The sequence below is a fragment of the Paraburkholderia mimosarum LMG 23256 = NBRC 106338 genome (genome assembly GCF_000739815.1).
GTDB lineage: Bacteria > Pseudomonadota > Gammaproteobacteria > Burkholderiales > Burkholderiaceae > Paraburkholderia > Paraburkholderia mimosarum.
The window spans coordinates 1-7,926 of sequence record NZ_BBJJ01000136.1; the positions used below are offsets into that span (position 1 = coordinate 1).

General features: G+C 58.5%; 8 protein-coding genes and 4 pseudogenes. 10 read left to right on the plus strand and 2 right to left on the minus strand.

What is annotated here, in order from left to right:
* A partial coding sequence (locus BMI01S_RS43540; protein WP_255217847.1) for a hypothetical protein occupies nt 1-209 on the plus strand: 209 nt, incomplete at its 5' end.
* 99 nt (nt 210-308) lie between these two features.
* Here BMI01S_RS43540 and BMI01S_RS43545 read toward each other — a convergent pair.
* Nucleotides 309-380 (minus strand): annotated as a pseudogene (locus BMI01S_RS43545) (hypothetical protein); the annotation flags it as partial.
* A gap of 81 nt (nt 381-461) precedes the next feature.
* Here BMI01S_RS43545 and BMI01S_RS39985 point away from each other — a divergent pair.
* Nucleotides 462-773 (plus strand): annotated as a pseudogene (locus BMI01S_RS39985) (transposase); the annotation flags it as partial.
* A gap of 254 nt (nt 774-1,027) precedes the next feature.
* Here BMI01S_RS39985 and BMI01S_RS42470 read toward each other — a convergent pair.
* Nucleotides 1,028-1,229, minus strand: a pseudogene (locus tag BMI01S_RS42470) (IS5/IS1182 family transposase); the annotation flags it as partial.
* 569 nt (nt 1,230-1,798) lie between these two features.
* Here BMI01S_RS42470 and BMI01S_RS35060 point away from each other — a divergent pair.
* The 8 genes and pseudogenes from BMI01S_RS35060 (at nt 1,799) to BMI01S_RS39995 (ending at nt 7,870) form a co-directional block, all read left to right on the plus strand.
* A complete protein-coding gene (locus BMI01S_RS35060) occupies nt 1,799-2,857 on the plus strand; it encodes an IS630 family transposase (protein ID WP_028232920.1) in 1,059 nt (352 codons plus the stop codon).
* Between the two features lie 182 nt (nt 2,858-3,039).
* The gene (locus tag BMI01S_RS35065) at nt 3,040-4,545 is read left to right on the plus strand and encodes a ferritin family protein (RefSeq protein WP_028232921.1); all 1,506 of its coding nucleotides are present in this window, start codon (nt 3,040-3,042) and stop codon (nt 4,543-4,545) included.
* 24 nt (nt 4,546-4,569) lie between these two features.
* The gene (locus tag BMI01S_RS35070) at nt 4,570-4,830 is read left to right on the plus strand and encodes a toluene-4-monooxygenase system B family protein (protein WP_028215366.1); all 261 of its coding nucleotides are present in this window, start codon (nt 4,570-4,572) and stop codon (nt 4,828-4,830) included.
* 7 nt (nt 4,831-4,837) lie between these two features.
* A complete protein-coding gene (locus BMI01S_RS35075) occupies nt 4,838-5,173 on the plus strand; it encodes a Rieske 2Fe-2S domain-containing protein (protein WP_028232922.1) in 336 nt (111 codons plus the stop codon).
* Between the two features lie 19 nt (nt 5,174-5,192).
* On the plus strand, nt 5,193-5,507 hold the full coding sequence (locus tag BMI01S_RS35080; RefSeq protein ID WP_028215368.1) for an MmoB/DmpM family protein: 315 nt from the start codon (nt 5,193-5,195) through the stop codon (nt 5,505-5,507).
* A 12-nt stretch (nt 5,508-5,519) separates the two neighbouring features.
* The gene (locus BMI01S_RS35085; protein WP_028232923.1) at nt 5,520-6,506 is read left to right on the plus strand and encodes an aromatic/alkene monooxygenase hydroxylase subunit beta; all 987 of its coding nucleotides are present in this window, start codon (nt 5,520-5,522) and stop codon (nt 6,504-6,506) included.
* Between the two features lie 268 nt (nt 6,507-6,774).
* Nucleotides 6,775-7,607: pseudogene (locus BMI01S_RS35090) on the plus strand (IS110 family RNA-guided transposase); the annotation flags it as partial.
* 8 nt (nt 7,608-7,615) lie between these two features.
* The gene (locus BMI01S_RS39995; RefSeq protein WP_244145496.1) at nt 7,616-7,870 is read left to right on the plus strand and encodes an ATP-binding protein; all 255 of its coding nucleotides are present in this window, start codon (nt 7,616-7,618) and stop codon (nt 7,868-7,870) included.
* Nucleotides 7,871-7,926: the final 56 nt, after the last annotated feature.

The window sequence follows — 7,926 nt, forward strand, 5'->3', positions numbered from 1 at the left end:
GGACGTGCGAGTCGCCCCGCATCCGGCTCAAGCCATTCACCAGCACCAGCGTCGGTACCGCGCAATCAATCGTCAGTCGTGGTTCGACGGCGGGCAAAGTAAGACGACCACGCAGGGTCAAACGGATTGGCCTGGCCACGTATTTTCACGTGACGGACAATCGGAACCGCCGCAGCCCGAAACAGCCGGGTTATCCCGTGGGCTTGTGACCGGGTAGTAAACGCCCAAGTACGGTTCCCCTCTACGCGGAAGTATTTGTTTTTCACCCAGCCCGTGCCTTTCGTGGGATGCCGACGCATCGCCCACTTCCACAAGAGGCGCCAGATGTGAGCATCTACCGACGTAAAATGAGCTTTAGAGACCACATGACGGTGATACATGGCCCAACCCCGAATCACTGGGTTGAGCTGTACGATCCCGTTCCATCTGGCCGCCGGATTCGACCAGAGCTTGCCATCGATAAATCCGGCCGCGAACTAGCGGCATGGCTGGGTCTCGTCCCCCGGCAGAGTGGAACGGGCGGCCGGCTGCGATTGCTAGGCATCAGCAAGCATGGCGACACTTACTTGCGAACTTTGCTGATCCACGGCGCGCGATCGGTACTCACCCATAGCAAAGAGCCTCCCACCTGGGCAACGAAACTGGCGCAACGCCGACCACAGAATGTCGCGATTGTTGCACTGGCCAACAAGATGGCCCGTACGATCTGGGCACTACTGGCCCATGAGCGAAAGTATCAACGGGAGTTTGTCAGTAAGTCGACACTCGCTTAAATAGCCCCAAACAACGTACATTTCCTTATCAACGGTTGCGCAAGGTACGACAACGAATGATGGCAAACAGGTCAGACCGTGACACGCCAAGCCTGCATGCAGCAGAGGACTTCGAGTCCACGAACCAAATGAGGCGCGGGTCAGCGGATTCCATCAGGGCCAACAGGCACATGCCTCTACAACAGGCCGGATATAAAACCGCATCCTGATCATGTTTGACAGCATCGATGCTGGCCCTTGGCAAACGGGAGGCGTCCATATAACTGCTGCATGAAGTGAATCTGCAACATCGTCGCAACCGGAAAACGGCGGCCTTCCAGTCTTACCCTTCGGATAGTGCGGTTCGATCAACGCAATCAACCTCGACCATGGCACAACGCGCCTCATCTCATCGAGAAATTCCCGCTTGCGCGTGCGTTTCGTTGAAAGATCCAGGCCAAGACCGAGCTGTGTCATCGCGGAACTCCTTTAACTGGCGTTCTTCCAGGATAGGACAACCAGACTTCAACGCCAGGACTTTTGCAGGCCGTCCCTAACAGTATTCGTCTTTTTGAAATTCCGGCGCTTGCACTCCACGCTGGCTCTCCTGTTGCCCGCCGCCTACAAGGCTACACCGTCACCGAAAGAACACTTCTTCCCCGGAACCAGTTGACCGCGGCAGTTCGCTTTAACGTTGTCCGAGTTTTTGATGGAGCAGTGCTACAGTGCGCGTTATCTATCTGACAATCCAGACATTCCCGACTAGTGCCTTCAGGTTGCGGCTGACGCGCTATCTCATTGGGAATCAAGGATCGGGGACTGGGGTCTGTGGTTATGCCGGCAGACAGAACCATCCCGAGACGAGAAGGACCCGCAACGCACTCTCAGTTAATGCCGAGTGGATTCGGCCTCGCGAAATACAACCTGGTACCGCGGCCTTGTGTCACGCGGCAGCTTTCGCGCTTGCCCGCGTTGCTGTTTGTCGAACTCCTTGCGCGTGGAAACTAGTCCATTGAACCATTGAAATTGCACTGATCTAATGGTGCATGGGCAAAATGAATCTGAGTGAAACCGAGCGCGAAGAGCTGATGTCGATGCAGCGCAGCCGCACCATGGCCGTTGGCCAGGTAAGGCGTGCGCGGTTGATCCTGCTGCTTGACGAAGGTGCCTCGCGTGCGGCGACCATGACCGAGTTGCGATGCGATTCGCGTTTCATCACAACGTGGCAAACGCGTTTCACACGTGACCGTTTGGCTGGCCTGTACGGCAGACATCCAGGCCGGGCGCCGCGACCTGACCTGGCGGGCCTTGAAGCGAGAGTACTCGACTACACGCTGCGGCGTAAGCCGGCCGACGGCTCGACGCACTGGAGCAGCCGCAAACTGGCGGCACAGCTCGGTATGGCTTTCATGACCGTGCAACGTATCTGGCGCAAGCACGACATTCGGCCACATCGTCTGGATACGCACATGGTGTCGAACGATCCTGACTTTGAGACCAAGGCCGCCGATGTGATCGGGCTGTACCTCAATCCGCCGTTGCACGCGGTGGTGTTCTGCGTGGACGAGAAGACAGCCATCCAGGCGCTCGGTCGCAAGGACCGGATGTTGCCGCTGTCGCCCGGGCGCGCTGAGAGCCATGGCTTCGAATACAAACGCAATGGAACCCTGAGCCTGTTCGCCGCATTGAATGTCGCCACTGGTGAGGTGCTGGGCAAAACCGCGCCGCGCCATACCAGCGCCCAGTTCGTTGCGTTCCTCACCGAGATGGTATCGGCCCAGCCGCGCGGAAAAGAGATTCACGTAATCTGTGACAACGTGAGCAGCCACAAAACCGATGCTGTTCGAACATTTCTGGCTGACCATCCGAGAGTCTCGATACATTACACGCCCACGTATTCGTCATGGCTGAATCAGGTGGAGAACTGGTTTGCCCGCATCCAGCGCGACGTTATTGCGCGTGGCGTATTCACCAGCACCAAGCATCTCGACAAAGAGCTCACGCGGTACATCCGTCAATACAACAAGCAAGCGCTCCCATTGAAATGGAAGTACTCCGATCCATCGCGGCGAATCCGGTGCAATTCACCCGGTTCAACGGACTAGCACATTCGGATCGCCCCCCGCAACGGGCGCTCGTATATCTTCGATCTCCCTTTCCCGAGACTTCTTTTTCGTCAATGCAAAGAAGGTCCGCACATTGGCACTGATTTTGCTCTGATAAGCCGCCCGGCGGATGCCATAGTGCTCCGGCAGACCAAATCGCGACTTACGAAGGAGACTTGACTATGACGTTATTGGAACGCGTCGACTGGTACGACATCGCCCGCGCCACCAATTGGACCCCGTCCTACGTGTCGGATTCGGATCTCTTTCCCGACATCATGTCTGGTGCACAAGGTATACGAATAGTCCACTGGGAGAGCTACGACGAGCCGTACAAGACGTCGTATCCCGAGTACGTGCGTATCCAGCGCGAAAAAGACGCTGGTGTCTATTCAGTGAAGGCAGCCCTGAATTGCAGCCGCGGCTTCGAGGATACCGATCCGGGCTGGCTTTCCATCCTTAAAGCGCATTACGGCGCCATCGCACTCGGCGAGTATGCGGCAATGAGCGCCGAAGCACGCATGGTTCGCTTCGGCCGTGCACCAGGGATGCGCAACATGGCCACCTTCGGCATGCTCGACGAAAACCGTCACGGGCAGTTGCAGCTCTACTTCCCTCACGACTACTGTGCAAAGGACAGGCAGTTTGACTGGGCGCACAAGGCCTATCACACGAACCAGTGGGGTGCAATTGCAGCCCGCAGCACATTTGACGACCTTTTTATGTCCCGCAGCGCGATCGAGATCGCGGTTATGCTCACCTTCGCGCTCGAAACGGGCTTCACCAATGTACAGTTCCTCGGCCTGGCAGCCGACGCAGTCGACGTCGGCGATTTCACTTTCGCAAGCCTCATCTCCAGCATTCAAACGGACGAATCGCGGCATGCGCAAATCGGCGGCCCGGCGCTGCACATTTTGCTTGCAAACGGCCGTAAGACGGAGGCCCAGAAGCTCGTGGATATCGCAATCGCACGGGCATGGCGCCTGTTCTGTCTGCTCACGGGATCGTCGATGGACTACGCCACGCCGATCGAGCACCGCAAGCATTCGTTCAAGGAATTCGCGCGCGAGTGGATCGTCAGTCAGTTTGAGCGGACACTCATCGATCTCGGCCTGGATTTGCCCTGGTACTGGGACCAGATGATCAATGAATTCGATTACCAGCACCACGCCTATCAACTAGGCATCTGGTTTTGGCGTCCCACGGTTTGGTGGGACCCCGCAGCTGGCGTGACGCCCGAATGCCGCGACTGGCTGGAAGAAAAATATCCCGGCTGGAACAACTCGTTCGGCAAGGTATGGGACGTCATTATCGAAAACCTGCTCCTCGGCCGCCGGGAACTTACGATGCCCGATACGCTACCTGTCCTCTGCAACATGAGCCAGTTGCCCATTTGCGCCATTCCAGGAGATGGCTGGAACGTGAAGGACTACCCTCTCGACCATAACGGCCGCACGTATCACTTCAATTCGGAAATTGACCGCTGGGTCTTCCAGCAGGACCCAGTTCGTTACCGCGATCACCTCACGCTCGTGGATCGCTTCCTCGCCGGTCATATCCAGCCACCCGATCTGTTGGGCGCGTTGAACTACATGGGGCTCGCGCCGGGCGAAATGGGCGACGACGCGCACCAGTATGCCTGGGTCGAATCTTACCGAGGTACCAGTGACAACAAACAAGCCGCCTGAGGCTGCCACGCAAAAAAGGACGACATGGCACTCTTCCATGTGATTTCGAATTTTCAATACGACTTCGTATTGCAGCTATTGCCGGTGGATACCGGCAATACGATGGATGAAGTTGCGGCCGCCGCCGCGTTCCATTCGGTGGGCCGGCGCGTCGCCCCACGGCCTGACAAGGTTGTGCGCGTGCGGCGCCAGGGCGCGGGGCAGTTCTACGCGCGCAAGGCAAAGCTCGGCGAGACGGATATAAAGCCGATGGAAACACTCGAATTCATCTTTTGCGACGAATGAGGTCGAAATGAAGTACCAGAAAGTCTGCACGCTCGACGACCTTTGGGCAGGCGAGATGATCGAAGCGGAGGTGGATGGCCACGTGATTGTGGTGGTGAACTCAGAAGGCGGCGAGCCGCGCGCCTTTCGGGGCGCTTGTCCGCATCAGGCGATTCCACTCGTGGAAGGAAAGTTCGACGGCCGCGTGCTGATGTGCCGCGCGCATCAATGGACCTTTGACGTGAATACCGGCAAAGGGATCAATCCTGTCGGCTCCCGGCTTCGCGAATACCCCGCGAAGATCGAGGATGAAGACGTTCTCGTTGCGGTGGGCAGCGTTGAAACCCCCTTTGCCCATTCCTGAACGTCACAGAGAACCGATCATGACCATCGAAACCACCGCCTTGGCTTACCGCAACAACCGCGTGGGTCCTGTGCTTCGTGCGGACAGCATTACGGCAGGCGTCATTGAAGCCGCGCACGAAGACAACCCCGGCAAGACGATCCGCGTGGACGACAAACTCGCGTATGTGCGCATCGACACGGACGGCGAACTGATCCTGCGCCGCTCCACGCTTGAGGAAACGCTTGGTCGACCGTTCATGATGTCCGAGCTGGAAGTCAGCCTCAGCTCGTTTTCAGGCCGCATCGAAACAACTGAAGGCTACGTGCGGTTTTACTACGAGAAAACGCTTTAACCGGAGACGAGCATGACCCAGCCCGAAGTCCTCAAGCCACTGAAAACGTGGAGCCATCTAGCCGCGCGGCGGCGCAAGCCAAGCGAGTATGAGATCGTCTCGACGAACTTGCACTATACCACCGACAACCCTGACGCCCCCTTCGAACTGGACCCAAACTTCGAAATGGCGCAATGGTTCAAGCGCAACCGGAACGCCTCGCCGCTGCGACATCCCGACTGGAACGCATTTCGTGATCCCGACGAGATCGTCTATCGGACTTATAACCTGCTGCAGGATGGTCAGGAAACTTACGTATATGGTCTCCTCGACCAGTTCTCCACGCGCGGTCACGACGCCCGACTCGCCCGGCCATGGGCAGCCTCGCTCGCACGCGTATATACCCCCGCGCGTTTCCTGTTTCATGCGCTGCAGATGGGCTCAGCTTATCTGGCCCAGATGGCCCCCGCTTCCACGATCTCCAACTGTGCCGCATACCAGACCGCTGACTCTCTGCGCTGGCTCACGCACACCGCGTATCGCACCAAAGAACTGTCCCTGACTTTTGCGGACCTGGGCTTCGGTTGCGATGAGCGGCGCCGCTGGGAACTGGACCCGCCTTGGCAGGGCTGGCGCAAACTCGTCGAACAAGCACTCACCGCGTGGGACTGGGCTGAATGCTTTGTCGCGCTAAACCTCGTCGTACGCCCGGCTGTGGAAGAGACCGTATTGCGCGGCCTCGGCGTCACGGCGCGCCAAAACGGCGATATCCTACTCGGCCTTATTACCGATGCGCAGCTCATTGACACCGAGCGGCATCGGCGTTGGGCCAGCGAGCTTGTTCGCATGGCCAGCGAACAGGAAGGCAATCACGCCGTGCTGCGTGCGTGGGTGCGCAAATGGGAGCCGCTTGCCATCGACGCCATAACAGCATGGTGCGCCGCCCTGCCGGACGCACGCGGAGCTAGCGCACGCGCGAAGGTAGCCACGCGCGAATTCCGACGTTCGATCCGACTGTGATTCAATAGGCCTTGAATCGAAGCATTCTGAACGAAGCGTCGTCGGAAGCCGGCCCGCTGCGACGATTTTGGAAACGTCAAACATTAATAACACTTAGATGGGTTAACAGAATGACTTTTGCAGGTGTCGCAGTTGGCGGAAGTTGTGAAGCCACGAGAGGGACCGCTCCACAACCCAGCGTGTTTGCCTAGTCAATATGACTTCACGTGAGCTAGGAGGGCTGGCCTGCCGTGAGGTTGTCGACGCGATTTCCCGCACGGACGCCAGCATGGAACACGATATCACGCTATACGTCGGTCTGGACGGTCACAAAGACTCGATCACGATCGCTTACGCGCTCGGTTCGGGCGAGGTCGAACTGCTTGGCAGGATCGGGACGACGCAGACCGACATCGATCGCCTGTGCAAACGCATGCAGTCCAAAGCACGCCGCATACGTGTCGTCTATGAGGCTGGTCCGTGCGCTTATGGGCTCTACCGTCAACTCGTGCGGAAGGGCTTTGAATGCATGGTGTGCGCACCGTCACTGAATCCCAGAAGGCCCGGCGAGCGCGTCAAGACCGACCGGCGCGACGCCGTCAAGCTCGTGCGATTGCTCCGCACTTGCGACCTGGCGACCGTGTACGTGCCCACAGTAGACGATGAAGCGTTCCGTGATCTGGAACGTGCGTGGGTCAGCGCCAAAGACGATATGAAGTGTGCGCGACAACGCCTTAAGTCCTTCCTGCTCTCACACGACGTGCGCTATTTGGGCTGTGCCGACTGGTGGGCCGCGCACCGTCGCTGGATAAGCGCGTTTTCATTCGACAATCTTTGGCAGCAACTCGCGCTCGACGAGCTTCGGCGTACGATTGAGGACCGCCTCGCGCAATGCGAGCGTCTCGAAGCCGCCCTGCGCGAGGCGGTCCTCGACTGGCGCTTCCATCCTGCCGTGCTGGCCCTGCAGACAATGCGGGGCGGCAGCTCACTACGGCCATGGGCATGCTCGCCGAGCTAGGCGATCTCTCACGCTTCGCGCACCCGCGCCAGCTGAAGGCCTCGCTCGGCGTTACCCCCTCAGAACGTTCCTCCGGCAACAAACGGCGCCCGGCACGTGTGACGATTGGGGCATGGCGCCCCTTGACGCGTTGGTTCGAAACGATCTACTCGAGATCATTGATGACCGCGCAGCAGGCAAGGCGTCCATCGTCACCAGCCAGTTGCCGATCGAGCACTGGCACCGCTGGATTGGCGACGAGACCATCGCCGATGCGATGCTGGATCGTCTCATGCAACGTCATCACCACATCACGCTGACCAGCGAGTCGCTCAGAAAAGCATCCCCAAAACCCAACGTCCTTGCGCCCGGACTCGACCAGAACTGACAAGGAAATCTACAATCGACACCGCGCAACGCCCAACCGCGCCGAATCGGTCACGT

What these genes read in the sequence shown, in the direction of transcription:
- BMI01S_RS35060 (WP_028232920.1), top strand. Translation starts at nt 1,799, where the DNA reads ATGGGCAAAATGAATCTGAGTGAAACCGAGCGCGAAGAGCTGATGTCG.
- BMI01S_RS35065 (WP_028232921.1), top strand. Translation starts at nt 3,040, where the DNA reads ATGACGTTATTGGAACGCGTCGACTGGTACGACATCGCCCGCGCCACC.
- BMI01S_RS35070 (WP_028215366.1), top strand. Translation starts at nt 4,570, where the DNA reads ATGGCACTCTTCCATGTGATTTCGAATTTTCAATACGACTTCGTATTG.
- BMI01S_RS35075 (WP_028232922.1), top strand. Translation starts at nt 4,838, where the DNA reads ATGAAGTACCAGAAAGTCTGCACGCTCGACGACCTTTGGGCAGGCGAG.
- BMI01S_RS35080 (WP_028215368.1), top strand. Translation starts at nt 5,193, where the DNA reads ATGACCATCGAAACCACCGCCTTGGCTTACCGCAACAACCGCGTGGGT.
- BMI01S_RS35085 (WP_028232923.1), top strand. Translation starts at nt 5,520, where the DNA reads ATGACCCAGCCCGAAGTCCTCAAGCCACTGAAAACGTGGAGCCATCTA.
- BMI01S_RS39995 (WP_244145496.1), top strand. Translation starts at nt 7,616, where the DNA reads ATGGCGCCCCTTGACGCGTTGGTTCGAAACGATCTACTCGAGATCATT.